Annotated in this window: 13 protein-coding genes and 4 pseudogenes; 5 read left to right on the forward strand and 12 right to left on the reverse strand. The window is 65.9% G+C overall.

Features of this window, described 5'->3' with window-relative positions; genetic code table 11:
- Positions 1 to 5: 5 nt before the first annotated feature.
- On the reverse strand, positions 6 to 1577 hold the full coding sequence (locus tag UN84_RS13285; RefSeq protein WP_046078926.1) for a Re/Si-specific NAD(P)(+) transhydrogenase subunit alpha: 1572 nt from the start codon (positions 1575 to 1577) through the stop codon (positions 6 to 8).
- Positions 1578 to 1785: 208 nt separating this feature from the next.
- Here UN84_RS13285 and UN84_RS13290 point away from each other — a divergent pair, with 208 nt between their 5' ends.
- A complete protein-coding gene (locus UN84_RS13290; protein WP_161796804.1) occupies positions 1786 to 1932 on the forward strand; it encodes a hypothetical protein in 147 nt (48 codons plus the stop codon).
- On the opposite strand, the gene htpG is transcribed toward UN84_RS13290, so the two are convergent.
- Both htpG and UN84_RS13300 read right to left on the reverse strand, forming a co-directional pair.
- Positions 1933 to 3837 carry a molecular chaperone HtpG gene (htpG, locus tag UN84_RS13295; protein WP_046078925.1) on the reverse strand — a complete coding sequence of 635 codons (1905 nt, stop codon included), beginning with the start codon at positions 3835 to 3837 and terminating at the stop codon, positions 1933 to 1935.
- Positions 3838 to 3924: 87 nt separating this feature from the next.
- Entirely contained in the window at positions 3925 to 4242 is a 318-nt protein-coding gene (locus UN84_RS13300) for a YkvA family protein (RefSeq protein ID WP_046078924.1), read from the reverse strand.
- Positions 4243 to 4394: 152 nt separating this feature from the next.
- Between UN84_RS13300 and UN84_RS13305 the strand changes: the two genes are divergently transcribed.
- Together UN84_RS13305 and UN84_RS17450 are read left to right on the forward strand one after the other, a co-directional pair.
- Entirely contained in the window at positions 4395 to 6347 is a 1953-nt protein-coding gene (locus tag UN84_RS13305; RefSeq protein WP_046078923.1) for a transglycosylase SLT domain-containing protein, read from the forward strand.
- A 122-nt stretch (positions 6348 to 6469) separates the two neighbouring features.
- A pseudogene (locus tag UN84_RS17450) lies at positions 6470 to 6785 on the forward strand (IS481 family transposase); the annotation flags it as partial.
- On the opposite strand, the pseudogene UN84_RS13310 reads toward UN84_RS17450, so the two are convergent.
- From UN84_RS13310 to UN84_RS13335, 6 genes and pseudogenes are all read right to left on the reverse strand, one after another.
- Positions 6783 to 7184 (reverse strand): annotated as a pseudogene (locus UN84_RS13310) (dihydrodipicolinate synthase family protein); the annotation flags it as partial. The pseudogenes UN84_RS17450 and UN84_RS13310 overlap by 3 nt on opposite strands.
- A gap of 313 nt (positions 7185 to 7497) precedes the next feature.
- On the reverse strand, positions 7498 to 8982 hold the full coding sequence (locus UN84_RS13315; RefSeq protein WP_237022325.1) for a tripartite tricarboxylate transporter permease: 1485 nt from the start codon (positions 8980 to 8982) through the stop codon (positions 7498 to 7500).
- Positions 8983 to 9046: 64 nt separating this feature from the next.
- Positions 9047 to 9553, reverse strand: a complete 507-nt coding sequence (locus UN84_RS13320) for a tripartite tricarboxylate transporter TctB family protein (protein ID WP_046078934.1) — start codon at positions 9551 to 9553, stop codon at positions 9047 to 9049.
- Positions 9554 to 9652: 99 nt separating this feature from the next.
- A complete protein-coding gene (locus UN84_RS13325; protein WP_052719329.1) occupies positions 9653 to 10594 on the reverse strand; it encodes a tripartite tricarboxylate transporter substrate binding protein in 942 nt (313 codons plus the stop codon).
- 84 nt (positions 10595 to 10678) lie between these two features.
- A complete protein-coding gene (locus UN84_RS13330) occupies positions 10679 to 12019 on the reverse strand; it encodes an enolase C-terminal domain-like protein (protein WP_046078933.1) in 1341 nt (446 codons plus the stop codon).
- A 91-nt stretch (positions 12020 to 12110) separates the two neighbouring features.
- A pseudogene (locus tag UN84_RS13335) lies at positions 12111 to 12566 on the reverse strand (dihydrodipicolinate synthase family protein); the annotation flags it as partial.
- A gap of 49 nt (positions 12567 to 12615) precedes the next feature.
- Here UN84_RS13335 and UN84_RS13340 point away from each other — a divergent pair.
- Positions 12616 to 12981, forward strand: a pseudogene (locus UN84_RS13340) (integrase core domain-containing protein); the annotation flags it as partial.
- Positions 12982 to 13103: 122 nt separating this feature from the next.
- Here UN84_RS13340 and UN84_RS13345 read toward each other — a convergent pair.
- Both UN84_RS13345 and UN84_RS13350 read right to left on the reverse strand, forming a co-directional pair.
- Entirely contained in the window at positions 13104 to 13748 is a 645-nt protein-coding gene (locus UN84_RS13345) for a LysE family translocator (RefSeq protein ID WP_046078165.1), read from the reverse strand.
- 10 nt (positions 13749 to 13758) lie between these two features.
- Positions 13759 to 14184 carry an NINE protein gene (locus UN84_RS13350; protein WP_035593112.1) on the reverse strand — a complete coding sequence of 142 codons (426 nt, stop codon included), beginning with the start codon at positions 14182 to 14184 and terminating at the stop codon, positions 13759 to 13761.
- A 294-nt stretch (positions 14185 to 14478) separates the two neighbouring features.
- Between UN84_RS13350 and UN84_RS13355 the strand changes: the two genes are divergently transcribed.
- Positions 14479 to 14685: a cold-shock protein gene (locus tag UN84_RS13355; RefSeq protein WP_016853765.1), complete on the forward strand. Its 207-nt coding sequence runs from the start codon at positions 14479 to 14481 to the stop codon at positions 14683 to 14685.
- Between the two features lie 96 nt (positions 14686 to 14781).
- Here the strand turns inward: UN84_RS13355 and UN84_RS13360 are convergent, their stop codons facing one another.
- Complete coding sequence (locus tag UN84_RS13360; RefSeq protein WP_046078166.1) at positions 14782 to 15489, reverse strand: hypothetical protein; 708 nt, start codon at positions 15487 to 15489, stop codon at positions 14782 to 14784.
- Between the last annotated feature and the right edge of the window lie 23 nt (positions 15490 to 15512).

Here is a 15512-nt window from a genome sequence, read left to right on the forward strand (position 1 = left end):
CGGCCTCAGGACTTCTGGAACATGGCGAGCATCCGGCGCGTGACCTGGAAGCCCCCCACGATGTTGATGGTGGCGATCAGCACCGAGATGCCGGCGAGCAGGCTCACCAGGGCACTGCCGGAGCCGATCTGCAGCACCGCGCCGAGCACGATGATGCCGGAGATGGCGTTGGTCACGGCCATCAGCGGGGTGTGCAGCGAGTGGCTGACGCCCCAGATCACCTGGAAGCCCACGAAGCAGGCCAGGGCGAAGACAATGAAGTGCGACATGAACGACGCCGGGGCCACCTGGCCGAGCAGCAGCATCAGCGCGCCGCCCACGCCCAGCAGCGTCGCCTGACGCTTGGTCTGGGAGACGAAGGCGGCGTGTTCGGCGGCCTTCTTCTCCTCCGGCGTCGGCTCGGGCTCCTTCGGCTTCGGCTTGGCCGCGGCGATCGCCTGCACCTTGGGCGGCGGCGGCGGGAAGGTGATGTCGCCCTCGAAGGCCACCGTGGACCCACGGATGACGTCGTCATCCATGTCATGGTGGATGACGCCATCCTTCTCCGGCGTCAGGTCGGTCAGCATGTGGCGGATATTGGTGGCGTAGAGCAGCGAGGCCTGGGTCGCCATGCGCGACGGGAAGTCGGTGTACCCGACCACGATCACGCCGTTGTCGGTGACGATGCGCTCGTCGGGCACGGTCAGGTCGCAGTTGCCGCCCTTCTCGGCGGCCAGGTCGACGATCACCGAGCCCGGCTTCATGGCCTTGACCATGTCCTCGAGCCAAAGCTTGGGCGCCGGGCGGCCGGGGATCAGCGCGGTGGTGATGACGATGTCGACGTCCGGGGCCTGCTCGCGGAACAGCGCCAGCTGCTTCTCGCGGAACTCGGGGCTGGAGGGCGCCGCATAGCCGCCGCTGCCCGAGCCGTCCTGGCTGTCCTCGAAGTCGAGGAACAGGAACTCGGCACCCATGGACTCGATCTGCTCGGCCACCTCGGGGCGCACGTCGAAGGCGCGCACCACGGCGCCCAGGCTGGTCGCGGTGCCGATGGCGGCGAGACCCGCGACGCCGGCGCCGACGATCAGCACCTTGGCCGGCGGCACCTTGCCCGCGGCGGTCACCTGACCGGTGAAGAAGCGCCCGAACTGGTTGCCCGCCTCGATCACCGCGCGATAGCCGGCGATGTTGGCCGTGGAGGACAGGGCGTCCATCTTCTGAGCCCGCGAGATGCGCGGCACCATGTCCATGGCGATGACGTTGGCGCCGGTGTCGCGGCAGCGCTCGAGCAGCGGCTCGTTCTGGGCGGGCCAGAAGAACGAGATCAGGGTCTTGCCCTTGCCCAGGTAACCGACCTCATCCTCGACGGGCTCGCGGACCTTGACCACCACCTCGGCGGCGTTCCACAGCGCCTCGGCCCCGTCGACGACGGTGACGCCGACCGAACGGTAGGCGTCGTCATCGAAACCGGCGGCCGCACCGGCGCCGGCTTCGATCAGGCATTCGTGTCCCAGCTTCTGGATCTGTTGCGCGCTTTCCGGGGTCAGCGCAACACGCGCCTCCCCGGAGGCATGCTCCTTGGGTGCACCAATCTTCACGTTGGATCTCCCGTTTTGGCGTTATTGAAACTTTCGAAACACCGCAGTCTTGCCTAGGCATGCGGGAATCTCAACCCGCATGACGGCCATGACAGCGTCGCTGTCGGAAACGATATGTCCTTGAAAATCCGTCGATCCAATTGACGTGGACGTCAAGGTCAAGCGACGAGGCGCGAGGCCACGGCGCCTGTCATCGAGCGCTCCGGTCATGTCCGTGGTGGACGGCATCGGGGAAGACTGGAAGGAAAAAAGAGAGGAAAAGGAAAAAAAGCACGAAACGAAACGCGCCGATCACCTTGCGGAGATCGGCGCGTCCGGCATGCCGCCCTTCAGGGCGACGACAATGGCACCGTGATCAGGCGCCGAGCAGCGCGTTCAGGCGCTTGACGTAGGCCGCCGGGTCGTCGAGATGGCCGCCCTCGGCGATGATCGCCTGGTCGAGCAGGATCCGCGACAGATCGGCGAAGCCATCCCCCTCGGCGCTCTCGAGGCGCGCCACCAGGGCGTGCTCGGGGTTGAGCTCGAGGATCGGCTTGACCTCCGGCAGCGGCTGGCCGGCGGCTTCCATGATGCGGCGCATCTGGTAGCCCATCTCGTGCTCCGGCAGCACCACGCAGGCCGGAGAATCGGTCAGGCGATGGGTCACCTTGACCTCCTGGACCTCATCACCGAGCGCTTCCTTGACGCGCTTGACCAGCTCTTCCTTGGCCTTGGCGGTCTCTTCCTGGGCCTTCTTCTCGTCCTCGTCCTCGACCTCGCCGAGGTCCAGGTCGCCCTTGGCCACGTCGACGAACGGCTTGCCCTCGAACTCGGTGAGGTGGCTCATCAGCCACTCATCGATGCGGTCGTGGAGCAGCAGGACCTCGATGCCCTTCTTGCGGAAGATCTCCAGGTGCGGGCTGTTCTTGGTCGCGTTGAAGCCGTCGGCGACGATGTAGTAGATCTTCTCCTGACCTTCCTTCATGCGCCCGATGTAGTCGGCCAGCGACTGGTCCTGGGTGGCGCTGTCGGTGTGGGTGCTGGAGAAGCGCAGCAGGCCGGCGATCTTCTCGCGGTTGGCGTGATCCTCCGCCGGGCCTTCCTTGAGCACGCTGCCGAAGGTGTTCCAGAAGGTCTGGTAGGCCTCGGGATCCTTGGCCAGCTTCTTGAGCATGTCGAGGGAGCGCTTGGTCAGCGCGCTCTTGATCTTCTCGACCTGCGGGTCCTGCTGCAGCAGCTCGCGGGACACGTTCAACGACAGGTCGCGGGTGTCCAGCACGCCCTTGATGAAGCGCAGGTAGAGCGGCAGGAACTGCTCGGCGTCGTCCATGATGAAGACGCGCTGAACGTAGAGCTTCACGCCGCGGGCGCCGTCACGCTCGTAGAGATCGAACGGGGCGCGGCCCGGCACGTAGAGCAGGCTGGTGTACTCGAGCTTGCCCTCGACCTTGTTGTGGCTCCAGGTCAACGGATCGCTGAAATCGTGGGCCACGTGCTTGTAGAAGGCCTTGTACTCGTCGTCGGTAAGTTCGCTCTTGGGGCGCACCCACAGCGCGGTGGCCTCGTTCACGGTCTCCCAGCTGACGGTCTCGCTGCCCTCGATCTCGTTGCCGTCCTCGTCGCGGGCGGTCTCGGTCTTGGGCATGCGCACCGGCACTTCGATGTGGTCGGAGTACTTGCGCACCAGGTTCTGCAAGCGGAAGTCGTCGGCGAACTCGCCGGCGTCTTCCTTGAGGTGCAGCACGATCTCGGTGCCATGGGCCTGGCGCTCGATGTCGGCGACGCTGAACTCACCCTCGCCGCGGGAGTGCCACTCGACGCCCTCGCCCTGGTCGGTGCCCGCCTTGCGGGTACGCACCGTGACCTCGTCGGCGACGATGAAGCCGGAATAGAAGCCGACGCCGAACTGGCCGATCAGGCGGGCGTCCTTCTGCTGCTCGCCGGAGAGCTGCTTGAGGAACTCGGCGGTGCCGCTGCGGGCGATGGTGCCGAGGTTCTCGATCACTTCGTCACGATTCATGCCGATGCCGTTGTCGCGCACGGTCACGGTGCCGGCCTCGGCGTCATGCTCGATCTCGATGCGCAGCTCGCTGTCGCCCTCGTAGAGAGCGTCGTTGTCCAGCGCGGCGTAGCGCAGCTTGTCGCAGGCGTCGGCGGCGTTGGAGATCAGCTCGCGCAGGAAGATTTCCCTGTTGGAATACAGGGAGTGAATCATCAGGTGCAGCAGTTGCTTGACCTCGGTCTGGAAGCCGAGGGTCTCTTCACGAGTAGCAGTGGTCATCTCTTGCGGACCCTTTGTCGACGGTTCGGCGGTGGCGAGGCCACCCGTTGCTTGGATACCGTCGATATGGGGACCGGCGAAGGTTTTTCAACCGTCGTTCTCGCGCCAGGCGCGATAGCCCTCCAGTGCACGGTCGACCCGGGTCAGCAGCCAGCCGACGATCATCGCATCATCGACCAGCCCCACCACCAGCAGCACGTCCGGAATCAGGTCCAGCGGCGAGATCAGATAGACCAGGGCGACCAGCATCCACAGCAGCGCCGACCAGGGCACCGGTCGATAGCGTCCGCGCACCACGTCGGCCAGCATCGGCGGGAACCAGCGCAGGGCGCGGCGCATGCGCAGGAAGACGCCGGCGCGGCGCTTGATGCGCGTGAGCGGCGGGGAACCATCGGGGCGGGCCATGAGCGCTCTCCTTGCCGAGTGTCGGATTCACCGCTACAGAATGAGGAGAGTGCCGGCGGAATGCCAGCCGTCGGCCCCGAGCGACACTACTCAAGCGCCGCGCCATGGGCGACCATGGGAGCCCGCTCCACGCACCCTCGAGAGGCGACACGATGCCCAACACCCCGTTCCGCATCCCCTGGAAGCCCCTGCTGACCGCCGCCCTGCTGTGCCTGCCGGCCACCGGCCAGGCCCAGCCCGGCGACGGCGCCATGCGCGATGCCCTCCAGGCCGCGCGGGCCAAGGACTGGTCCGCCATCGACCGGGCCGCCATCGCCGATCACGCGCTGGCCGGCTACGTCGACTATCACCGCCTCAAGGCGCGGCTGCCCGGCACCTCGCCGAACGAGGTCAACGCCTTCATCGACGCCAACGCCGATTCCCCGCTGGCCGGCTGGATGCGCGGTCAGGCCATTTCGGCCTACGGCGAGGCCGGCCGCTACCGGGACCTGCTGGCGGTGGCCGATGGCGAGCCCCGCGACACCGCGCGCCAGTGCCACTACTATGCCGCCTTGCTCGGCAGCGATCCGGCCACCGCCGCCGAGGGCGGCCGCGAGCTGTGGCGGGCCGGCCACTCGCAGCCGGATGCCTGCGACCCGCTGTTCAACACCCTGCGCGCCCGCGGCGAGATCGGCCCGGAGCAGGTCTGGGAGCGTCTCACCCTGGCCTGGCAGGCCGGCGAGACCGGCATGGTCGGCTACCTCGGCCGCCAGCTCGGCGACGACTGGGCCGGCGCCCGGGCCGCCCTGGAACGCCTCGACGACGATCTATCGGCGATCACCCGGGTGCCGAGCTGCATCGGACCGGACTGTCGCGGTAGCGGGGCGCTGTTCGCCGCGGCCATGCACGACTACACCCGCGCCGACACCCAGGCGGCGCTGGCGGCCTGGCGCCGGCTGTCGCCACAGCTGGCCATCGACGAGGCCCATCGTCACGAGATCGAGCATGATCTGGCCTTCTATTCGCTGGTGCGCGACGTCTCGCCCAACCGCGACTGGGTCGACGGCGTGCTGCCGCGCCTCGACGACACCGACCTCACCGTGCTGCGCATCCGCGTCGCCCTGGCCGACCGCGACTGGGCCGACGTGCTGGCCTGGGCCGATCGTCTGCCCGCCGAAGAGGCCAGCGATGCCCGCTGGCAGTACTGGCAGGCCCGCGCCCTGGAACAGCTCGGCGACGACGCCGGCGCGAATGCGGCCTACGCCCGTGCCGCCGAGCAGCGCAGCTTCTACGGCTTCGCCGCCGCCGATCATCTCGGCCAGCCCTACGCCCTGAACCGGGCCGACACCTCGGTCGACGAGGCCCGCCGCCGGGACATCGCCGCCATGCCGGCGGTCCAGCGCACCGAGGCGCTGCTGCGCATCGGCGAGCCGGGCCTGGCCAGCAGCGAGTGGTATGCCGCCGCGGCCCGTGTCTCCTCCGACCGGGCCATGGCGATGGCCGACTACGCGGCGCGCCGCGACTGGCCCGCCCGGCTGGTCCAGACCACCATCGCCGCCCGGCTGTGGGACGCCCTGGAATGGCGCTTCCCCGAGGCCTATCGCGATGACTTCCTGCACTGGGGCCGGCGCCACGACGTCGACCCCTATCTGCTGATGGGCATCGCCCGGCGCGAGAGCGCCTACAATCCGGAGGCCCTGTCGCCGGTCGGCGCCCGCGGCCTGATGCAGCTGATGCCGGGCACCGCAAGCCAGGTCAGCCGCCAGCTCGGCATGGCCGATCCGGGCCGCTACGGCGTCCTCGAGCCCTCGGTCAACATCCGCCTCGGCAGCGCCTACATCGGCGAGATGATGGACCGCTATCGCGGCAACCGTCTGGCCGCCACCGCCGCCTACAACGCCGGCCCCGGCCGCGTCGACCGCTGGCTGCGCGACGCCCCGCAGCAGTTCGACCTGTTCGTCGAGTCGATCCCCTTCCGCGAGACGCGCCGCTACGTGCAGGCGGTGATGGCCTACCGGGTGATCTTCGAGAGCCTGGCCAATGGCGGCGACACTCGCGGCGTGGCGATGCTGACGCCGGCGGAGCGCCAGGGCGACTACGACCGCTCGCTGCTGGCACGCCGCTGACCTTCGTGCCCTGCCCCAGCCGTAGAGTAGATGTAGGGTCCCGGATGATCAAATGAGCTATAGGAGTTATCCTCTGCTGGCAGCCAGAGAGCTTCTAAAGCAATTCATTCGGGAGCAGGTTCATGGACATCAAGCTGCATAAGCAGGCCACCACGACACCGAAGATCCGTGCTGAAATCCAGGCGGCACCGTCCAGCATCACGGATAGCGAGCTGGCCCGCCAGTATGGTGTCTCCCACGCGACCATCCGCCGCTGGCGGTACCGCAACGATGTCCATGACCGACCGCACACGCGTCACAACCTACTCGCCACCCTCTCGTCTGAGCAGGAGGAGGTGCTGATCGCCGCTCGTGAATTCCTGCGCCTCGGTCTGGATGATCTGCTCGTCGTGGCACGTGAGTTCCTGAACCCTCGACTGTCCCGCTCAGGCCTANGTCACAGATCTGGCGCGCGTACTCCACCAGACCGTCCTGGGGGCACTCGGTCAGGTACGGCGGCATCAGCAGGATGCCGTCGGCGCCCTCTTCCTCGGCGATCTTCGCGAAGGCGCTGCCGGTGGCCACGCTCAGACCGGCGCTGGCGATGACCGGGAGCTTGCCGTCGACGACCTTCACCGCCAGACGCACGATCTCGCGGAACTCGTCCTGGGACAGGTTGAAGAACTCCCCGGTGCCGCCGGCGACGAACACCGCCGAGATCTCGTGGCTGATGAACCACTCCAGACGCTGCCGATAGCTCTCGGCATCGAAACGCCCTTCGGCGTCGAAATCGGTGATCGGGAAGGACAGCAGTCCATCGCTGATCGCTTGTTTGACATCTTCGCGGGTAAAGGTCACCAGATCGTCCTCTTGTCAGACTCGGGATAACACGAGGAGGCGGGTTCCTCATGTCATACATCATACAAAGTGAGAAATTAGTCACCCTGCGCCGGCCTGGCAATAAGCCCAAAGTCGTGTATAGACTAAAGTCGCATCACCTGCAGCATCGCACCAGCGCCCCTCGAGCCGCCTGATGCCGACCCTCACGCCGGGAAAGGCTCCCCCAAGAAAAACGGGCAGACCGAAGATCGGTCTGCCCGTTCTTGCCAGGGTGACGTCCCCTGGATCTCATACGTACCGAATCGAGGTTCTGGCTACCCGGTTCGCCGCGTCACACGCTGGCATCCCGCGAGACCGACGCTTGTCGACCGGCACGGTAATTCTGCCATAGCGTCAGCGCCAGCAGTCCCAGGGCGATGACCAGAAAGGTCACACTGATCGGACGCGTGAAGAACGGCGTCCAATCTCCCTGGAAGGACTGCAGGCCACGTCTCAGGTTCGACTCGGCGATCGGCCCCAGGATCAACCCGAGGATGACCGGGGCCGTCCCGAAATCGTAGCGATTGAGGAAATATCCCAACACACCGAACCCGAGCATCAGATAGAGATTGAAGACATCGCCATCGACGCCGTACACGCCGATGAAACAGAACACCAGGATCGTGGCGAGAAGCTGCTTGCGCGGTACGGTGAGCACGCGAATGAACAGCTTGATGCCCAGGCACATGATCAACAGCATGAAGACATTGGCGACGAGATAGGCCAGGAAGATGCCATAGACCGTTCCGCTCTGGTCGTCGAACAGCAGCGGCCCAGGCGTGATGCCCTGGATCATCAGGCCACCGAGCAATACCGCGGTGGCGGCTTCCCCGGGAATGCCCAGCGCCAGGGTGGGAATCAGCGCGCCACCCAGCAACGCATTGTTGGCACTCTCCACCGAAATGATGCCCGGCGCATGCCCCGTACCGAACTTCTCCGGCGACCGGGAAAAACGCCGCGTTTGATCGTAGGCCACCAGCGAGGCGATGCTCCCTCCCGCTCCGGGGACGGGGCCGACGACCGAGCCTGACAGCACACCGGTCACGATCGCCTTCCAGTGCCGAAGCGTCTCGACGAAACGCGGTCGAGCAATATCGATGCGGTGAGCACTCCCCTGCAGTCGCTCATAGGGGTCGTACTCCAGCGTATCCTTGAGGACCTGAGACACCGCGAACAGCCCGATCAACGCCGGCAGCAGATTGACACCGGTCAACAGCGACAGCTCGTCGAAGGTGAAACGCCCCACCCCGGTGATCGGGTCGGTGCCGATGGTCGAGATGAAGAAACCGATCAGGCCGGCTATCAGCCCCTTGAGCAGTGATTTCCCCGCCACGGAAGCGATGATCACCAGGCCGAAGATGCTCAGGGAGAAGTATTCGGCGGGGCCGAAGCGCAGCGCGAATTCGGCAATGGGCGGTGCCAGCAGACTCAGGATGACCATGCTGGCCACGCCACCGAAGAAAGAGGCCACGATCGCCAATCCCAGCGCGCGGCCGGCCTCTCCCTTCTTGGCCATGGGATAGCCGTCGAAGGTGGTCGCTACCGATGAAGGCGTGCCCGGGATATTCAGCAGGATGGCCGGTATGGAACCACTGGCACCGGCACCGCACAGCGCCCCCAACAGCATGCCCATGCCGGCCACCGGCGGCATACCGAACGTGACAGGAAGCAGCAGGGCAATCGCCATGGCCGAGGTCAGCCCCGGCAACGACCCCATGATGATGCCCAGCAGGGTACCGCCGGCAATGGCCAGCAGGGTGCCGAACTGCAGCACCATGCCAAGGCCATCGAGATAACCGGAAATCATGTGCATCTCCTCAACCGCAGGTTACACCGCCCTCTCAAGCCGGCAGCGGAATTTCGAATAGATCGTTGAAGACATAAAACACCGCTACCGCCAGCACGACCGCAAACACGAGCGCGCCGAGCACGGACTTGCCGCGCTGTGCCATCGACTGCTCCCCCCAAACTCCGCTCAGGACAACCAGCCCCAGCACACAGCAGAACGTGAATGACGCCGTGCTGACGACGTAGCCGAGGCGCTCGAACGCCAGCATGTAGCCGATCAGCAGCGCCACGATGAACAACCACTGGGCGACGCTACGCACCTTGACCGACCTCGGCGTCGTGGAGACGGCGCTGCGGACGCTCCACCATTCACGAAAGTCCTTGATCAGACAGGGAATCGCGAACAGGAATATCAATCCCGACAGAAGCTTGGGGAAGAATGCGGGCGAAAGGTCGCCAACGATCTCGATACTCGGAAGCGCGGTCGCGGCAACGAAAGCGGCCGCCGAGGTGATCAGCAGGAACAGATCGAAAAGCGGCTTTCCGATATCACGTTGCATAGGTCCAGTCTCCAGCCACTTGCCACTGTGTGGTGGCCGTGCAAACCACCCTTGCGAATCGTCGTCGCGCCGCCGGACGGCGACGCGACGAGCATCGCGTTACTTCGCCAGGTCGCCGGCGGCTTCGCGCATGATGACGGAGGACTCGTCGATGAACGCGTCGAGGTCGTCGCCGAACAGCGGTGACAGCTTGGTGCCCAGGTTGCTGGCGGTCTCCTCGTAAGAGCCGTCGTCGACGATCTGCTGAACCGCCGCGACCCACTCTTCCTTCACTTCCTGCGGCAGTCCCTTCGGCGCTGCAATGCCGCGCCAGACCGACAGCACGAGGTCATAGCCGGACTCCTTGAAGGTCGGCACCTCCGGCAGACTCTCGCCGCGCTCTCCGTAGGTCGTCGCCAGCGCTTCGAGGCGGTCGGATTGCAACGCCGAACGCAGCTCGGCGCCGCCCAGCACGACGGCGTCAACGTGCCCGCCCATCGCCGCGGAGATCGCCTCGGAGCCGCCGGGATAGGGAATCGGGTTCAGATTCGCACCGGTCCGGTTGGCGATGGCGCTGGTGGTGATGTAGGCCGAGGAGCCCACCCCGGAGGTCCCCACCTTGATCGGCCCTTCGGCGGAGGCCTCGACCAGAGCCTCGAGATCCTGGTAGGGGCTGTCTTCTCCCACCGCCAGGAGGTAGGGCTCATCGACGACCTTGGCGATGAAGTCGAAGTCATCATGGGTGAACGGCACGTTACCCATCGCCTCGAGCGTCAGCATCGCATTGCTCGCCGCCAGCAGGGTGTAACCATCCGGCTCGGAGGCGACGGCACGGGACATGCCCACGGCACCGCCACCGCCGGCAATGTTGCGGATCACCAGGCTCTCGCCCAGCTGCTCCTCGAGCAGTGGCTGCAAGGCCCGCACGAAGGTGTCGTTTCCGCCGCCGGCGGAAAACGGCACGATCATGTTGACGCTCTTGGTGGGATAGTCATCCGCCATGGCATGACCGCCGATAGCGAAGGTGGCGGTCACCGCCAGCGTGCTCAGCAGTTTTTTCATTGTATTCACCTCTTGGCTTGCCTGAGTGGAGATCAAGGTTGCACCCCGGCGGACACCTGCCGGAGCCACGACCGAAAGGCGCGCCTAGCGCACCAGGGCCGGACGTTTGGGATCGAAGGTCCAGCCATCGATCAGGTACTGCATCGCCATCGCATCGTTGCGTCCCCCGGCCGGCAGGCTGCGGTAGAGGGCGTTAGCCTGCTCTACCTGCGCCATGTCCAGCTCGACGCCCAGCCCGGGGGCATCGGTGACCGCCACGCGGCCCGCCTCGATTTGCGGCGGGTTGCGGGTCAACCGAGCATCGCCTTCCTGCCAGATCCAGTGGGTATCGAGCGCGGTGGTGCGCCCCACGGCGGCGGCACCGACCTGAGCGAACATGGCGAGCGACACATCGAAGTGATTGTTGGAGTGCGAGCCCCAGGTCATGCCGTGGTCCTGGCAAAGCTGAGAAACCCGTACCGCTCCGGAGAGCGTCCAGAAGTGCGGATCGGCCAGCGGAATGTCGACCGAGCGCAGCATCAGCGCATGAGCCATCTCGCGCCAGTTGGTCGCGACCATGTTGGTGGCGACCGGCAGCCCGGTGGCGTGGCGGAACTCGGCCAGGATCTCGCGCCCCGAGAACCCCTGCTCGGCGCCGCAAGGGTCCTCGGCATACGCGATCACGCCATGAAGGTCCTTGCACAAACGGATCGCTTCATCGAGCGACCAGGCTCCGTTGGGATCGATGGTCGTACGGGCCTCGGGAAAGGCATCGTGCAGCGCCGTGACCGCCTCGACTTCCTGCTCGCCGGGCAGGGCGCCCCCCTTGAGCTTGAAGTCCTTGAAGCCATAGCGGTCATGGGCGGCGCGGGCGAGCTCGACGACACGCTGCGGGTTCATCGCCGCTTCATCGCGCAGCCGATACCAGTCATGCGTCATGCCTTCGGTGCCGCGCCGATAGTCCAACGGCGTAGTGTGGCCGTCGCCGATGAAGAACAGGTAGCCCAGCACCTCGACGCTGTCGCGCTGCTTTCCGTTGCCCAGCAACTCCGCCACCGGCACGCCCAGGAACTTGCCCATCAGATCCAGCAGCGCCGCTTCCAGCGCGGCCACGGCATTGATGCGCAGCTCGAAGGTCCAAGATCCCTTGCCGAAATCCTCGAAGTCGGCACGCTGCCCGGCTCCCTGGAGAGACGACACCATGGAGCGCAGCTTGCCGATGGACTGGCCGACGACCAGAGGGCGGGCCTGCTCCAGCGAACGCTGGATCGTTTCGCCCCCGGGCGACTCGCCCACGCCGACATTGCCGGCACTGTCCTCGAGGATGATCAGGTTGCGAGTGAAGTAAGGCGAGTGCGCCCCGCCGATGTTCAGCAGCATGCTATCGCGGCCGGCGACCGGGATGACACGCATGTCGGTGATCGTGGGCGTGCTATGGCTCAGCATTGAGGTTCTCCAGCAGGATTCGCGAGGTGCCCTCCCCGTCAGTAAACGATCGAGGGCGACCCGTGGCACTCACGTGCAGCGATGGAAGGAATCAGTGCGCCTTGGCTTTCTCGATGAGCGCCGCGAGCCTGTTGTGCTCTTCGACACTGGGCATCTCGAGCGGCGCGCGAACGCTGCCGGCGGGACGCCCAATGATCTCGGCACCGGCCTTGATCAGGCTGACCGCATAGCCGGACTTCTGGTCGCGCAGATCGACGAAGGGCAGGAAGAAGTCGCGGGAAATGCGCCGCACGGTGTCGCTGTCGCCGGCCCGCAGCGCCTTGTAGAAGGTCACCGCCATGTCGGGCACGAAGTTGAACACCGCGCTGGAGTAAGTGTTCACACCCACGGCCAGATAGGCCTCGGCCATGATCTCGGCGGTGGGCACGCCACCCACGTAGGCCAGCCGGTCGCCCACGGTGCGGATGATCCGGTTGAGGGCCTGCATGTCGCCCTTGCCATCCTTCAAGCCGATCAGGTTGGGGCAGGCATCGGCCAGGCGCTTCACCGCGTCNTCACGATGGCTGCCGCTCACCAGATTGTTCCGAAGGTACTACGGCAAGTCGTTCACCGATCGCTTCACACGGGCAGGTGAGCGCAAGCCCAGCGGCCGCCACCCCTTCGACCAGGAGTGCCAGGCCCATGATATCGAACATCGCCTGATCAAGCCGGGAAGGCCACAGACGAACGGTATGGTGGAGCGGTTCAACGGCCGCATCAGTGACGTGCTGGCGACCCGGCGCTATACCTCAGGCGAGGATCTGGAGCAGACGCTCAAACGCTACGCTTGGCTGTACAATCACCACATCCCTCAGAAGGCGCTGCATCATCAATCACCGATTGCAGCGATGAAGGAATGGCAGGCCAAGCGGCCGGAGTTATTCACCAAGCGGGTAGTCAATCACACGGGACCCGACAAGTAGAAAAGAAGAAGGCCCGCCGAATGGCGGGCCTTATCGATTCAGGGCCGGATACCGGACCGGCGAATCAGCGCCTCGCGCTAGGCCGGGCCAAGGTCAGCGCTATGTCGGCACCCGGGTCAGCGCTATGTCGGCGCCCGGGTCAGCGCCAGCTTGGCGCCGAAGGCCACCAGCACGCCGCCGGTGAGACCGTTGAGCCAGCGCGCGAGCACGGGGCTCGCCAGCCAGCGGCCGGCACGGCCGACCAGCAGCACCACGGCGATCTGCCAGACGTTGGCGATCACGAAGTGCACGCCGGCCAGCCACAGCGACTTGACCAGGGCCGGATCGCCCGGGGCGATGAACTGCGGCAGGAAGGCCATGTAGAAGACCACCGTCTTGGGATTGAGCACGTTGGACAGCAGCCCCTCGCGCAGCGGCCGCCAGGCCGGCACCCGCTGGCGCTCGCCGTCCACCGCCCCCACCGGCAGCCCCTGGCCGCGGCGCGCCTCACGGAGGCTGGCGATCCCCAGCCAGATCAGATAGGCGGCGCCGGCCAGCTTGAGCGCGGAGAAGGCCCAGGCCGACTGCAGCAGGATCAGCGAGATGCCCAGCGCCGAGACGGTGGCATGCACGAACAGCCCGGCGCAGATCGCCAGGCTGGTCAGCACGCCGTCACGCACGCCGCCGCGGGCGGTGTTGCGGATCACCAGCAGGGTGTCCACGCCGGGGGTGATGCTGAGCAGGGTGATGGCCACCAGGAAGGGCCAGAACTGGGCGTCGAACCACATCAGGCCGCCCTCACCCGCCGAACACGCCGCGCTTGGCGTGGCGCATGGATATCTGGTCGTTGAGCGTCCAGAAGTCGTAGAGCACGCCCAGGCCGAACAGCCCCAGGGTGCACAGGTAGATCACTCCGGTGACCCACTTGCCCAGATAGAAGCGGTGCACGCCGAAGGCGCCGAGGAAGGTCAGCAGCAGCCAGGCCAGGGTGTAGTTGGTGGGACCGGCTTGAAAGCGCAGGTCGGCCTGCCGGTCCATGGCCGGGATCAGGAACAGGTCGATCAGCCAGCCGATGCCGAGCAGGCCAAGGGTGAAGAACCAGATCGTGCCGGTGACCGGCTTGCCGTAGTAGAAGCGGTGTGCGCCGAGGAAGCCGAAGAGCCACAGCAGATAGCCGATGGCCTTGCTGTGGGTATCCTGAGAGGCGATGCGAGTGTGTTCCATGGAAAAGTCTCGTCGATGCCCTGGAGGTCGCTGGACGCCCGGGGGCTGAGTGGCTACATTGACCTAGCGGGCGGAGGCACCAGTTTCACTGCGGCACGTTGTTGACGCAACCCTGGCGCTGATGCACTATCCGCTGCGTAGGTTAGCAAGTAGAAAGTCGTCAGTTGTACTTCGATTCCTTCGATGCACCCGGTGCGCACTTCTTCTTTGTCTGCCCACGCAAGACGGGCTCGTGCCGTGTGAAACGGCCAATACGACCCAGCATCAATATTTAGTTTGTTAAGGAAATCGACAATGGCAACTGGCACTGTCAAGTGGTTCAACGACACCAAGGGCTACGGCTTCATCTCTCCGGAAGACGGCGGTGATGACCTGTTCGTCCACTTCTCCGAAATTCAGGCTGAAGGCTTCAAGTCCCTGCAGGACGGCCAGAAGGTCTCCTTCGAAGTGACTCAGGGCAAGAAAGGCCTCCAGGCCTCCAACGTTCGCGTCGCCGAGTAAACTCGACCGACAGGACGATCGACCGCCGGCCATGCCGGCGGTTCGAGTAGAAAAAGGCCCGCCGTCCGGCGGGCCTTTTTCGTGGGCGCTCGAGTCTCAGGGCGAGGCCGAATCGCCACCGCTCGCCTCGTCATCGAGCGAGTCGCCACTATCCGGCGGGGTCTCCGTGGCCTCGCGAATCTCGCTCGGCACGCCCTGCTCGGCCTGCTCGAACTGTTCGTCGATCTTGCGGCGAGCCTCCTCGAAGCGGCGCTCGGTCTCCTCGAGGATCGCCTCGACCTCGGGATCGGAGGTCGGCGCAATGCCATCCGTCGCCATGGGCTCGGGGTCGAGGGCATCGTCCAGCTGACTCGCGTCCGCGGCGTCCATTTCCGGCAGCGACGCCTCGTCGGGCGTCTGCCGCGAGACTTCCTCGTACTGGCTGTCGATATTCTGCTTGGCTTCCTCGAAGCGACGCTCGGTGTCCTTCAGGATCTGCTCGACCTCGGCCTCGGTTTCCTGCTCGGAAGGCGGCGCCATCTCGCCCGAGGGCACGGCGTCGGCGGTCTCGGGCACGCTGGCCGGCGCGGCTTCCTCGGCCTCGCCCTCGACGGACGCTTCGGCGTCGGACGCCGCGTCGGCGCCATCGTCCCGGTCCGGCGCCGCCGTGACAGCAGCCTCGGAGGCACTCCCCTCCTCGACGGCAGGCGCAGTGTTCGTGGCATCGCCGGCGGGCGCGGTCTCGTCGCTCGGTTCGCCCTCGTCGTTGCCGCAGCCTGCCAGGGCGATCGCGACCGCCAGAACGAGCGGTTTCCAGGGGGTCATGGCCTTCCTTCTCTTCGATGGGT

This window comes from Halomonas sp. HG01 (assembly GCF_000968715.2).
GTDB classification, from domain to species: domain Bacteria; phylum Pseudomonadota; class Gammaproteobacteria; order Pseudomonadales; family Halomonadaceae; genus Halomonas; species Halomonas halophila.

Excerpts from the sequence above, each read along its gene's own strand:
- UN84_RS13315 (WP_237022325.1), bottom strand. The coding sequence starts at position 8,982 with ATGGTGCTGCAGTTCGGCACCCTGCTGGCCATTGCCGGCGGTACCCTG.
- UN84_RS13325 (WP_052719329.1), bottom strand. The coding sequence starts at position 10,594 with ATGAAAAAACTGCTGAGCACGCTGGCGGTGACCGCCACCTTCGCTATC.
- UN84_RS13350 (WP_035593112.1), bottom strand. The coding sequence starts at position 14,184 with ATGGAACACACTCGCATCGCCTCTCAGGATACCCACAGCAAGGCCATC.
- UN84_RS13305 (WP_046078923.1), top strand. The coding sequence starts at position 4,395 with ATGCCCAACACCCCGTTCCGCATCCCCTGGAAGCCCCTGCTGACCGCC.
- UN84_RS13300 (WP_046078924.1), bottom strand. The coding sequence starts at position 4,242 with ATGGCCCGCCCCGATGGTTCCCCGCCGCTCACGCGCATCAAGCGCCGC.
- UN84_RS13290 (WP_161796804.1), top strand. The coding sequence starts at position 1,786 with ATGTCCGTGGTGGACGGCATCGGGGAAGACTGGAAGGAAAAAAGAGAG.
- htpG (WP_046078925.1), bottom strand. The coding sequence starts at position 3,837 with ATGACCACTGCTACTCGTGAAGAGACCCTCGGCTTCCAGACCGAGGTC.
- UN84_RS13320 (WP_046078934.1), bottom strand. The coding sequence starts at position 9,553 with ATGCAACGTGATATCGGAAAGCCGCTTTTCGATCTGTTCCTGCTGATC.
- UN84_RS13330 (WP_046078933.1), bottom strand. The coding sequence starts at position 12,019 with ATGCTGAGCCATAGCACGCCCACGATCACCGACATGCGTGTCATCCCG.
- UN84_RS13345 (WP_046078165.1), bottom strand. The coding sequence starts at position 13,748 with ATGTGGTTCGACGCCCAGTTCTGGCCCTTCCTGGTGGCCATCACCCTG.
- UN84_RS13360 (WP_046078166.1), bottom strand. The coding sequence starts at position 15,489 with ATGACCCCCTGGAAACCGCTCGTTCTGGCGGTCGCGATCGCCCTGGCA.
- UN84_RS13355 (WP_016853765.1), top strand. The coding sequence starts at position 14,479 with ATGGCAACTGGCACTGTCAAGTGGTTCAACGACACCAAGGGCTACGGC.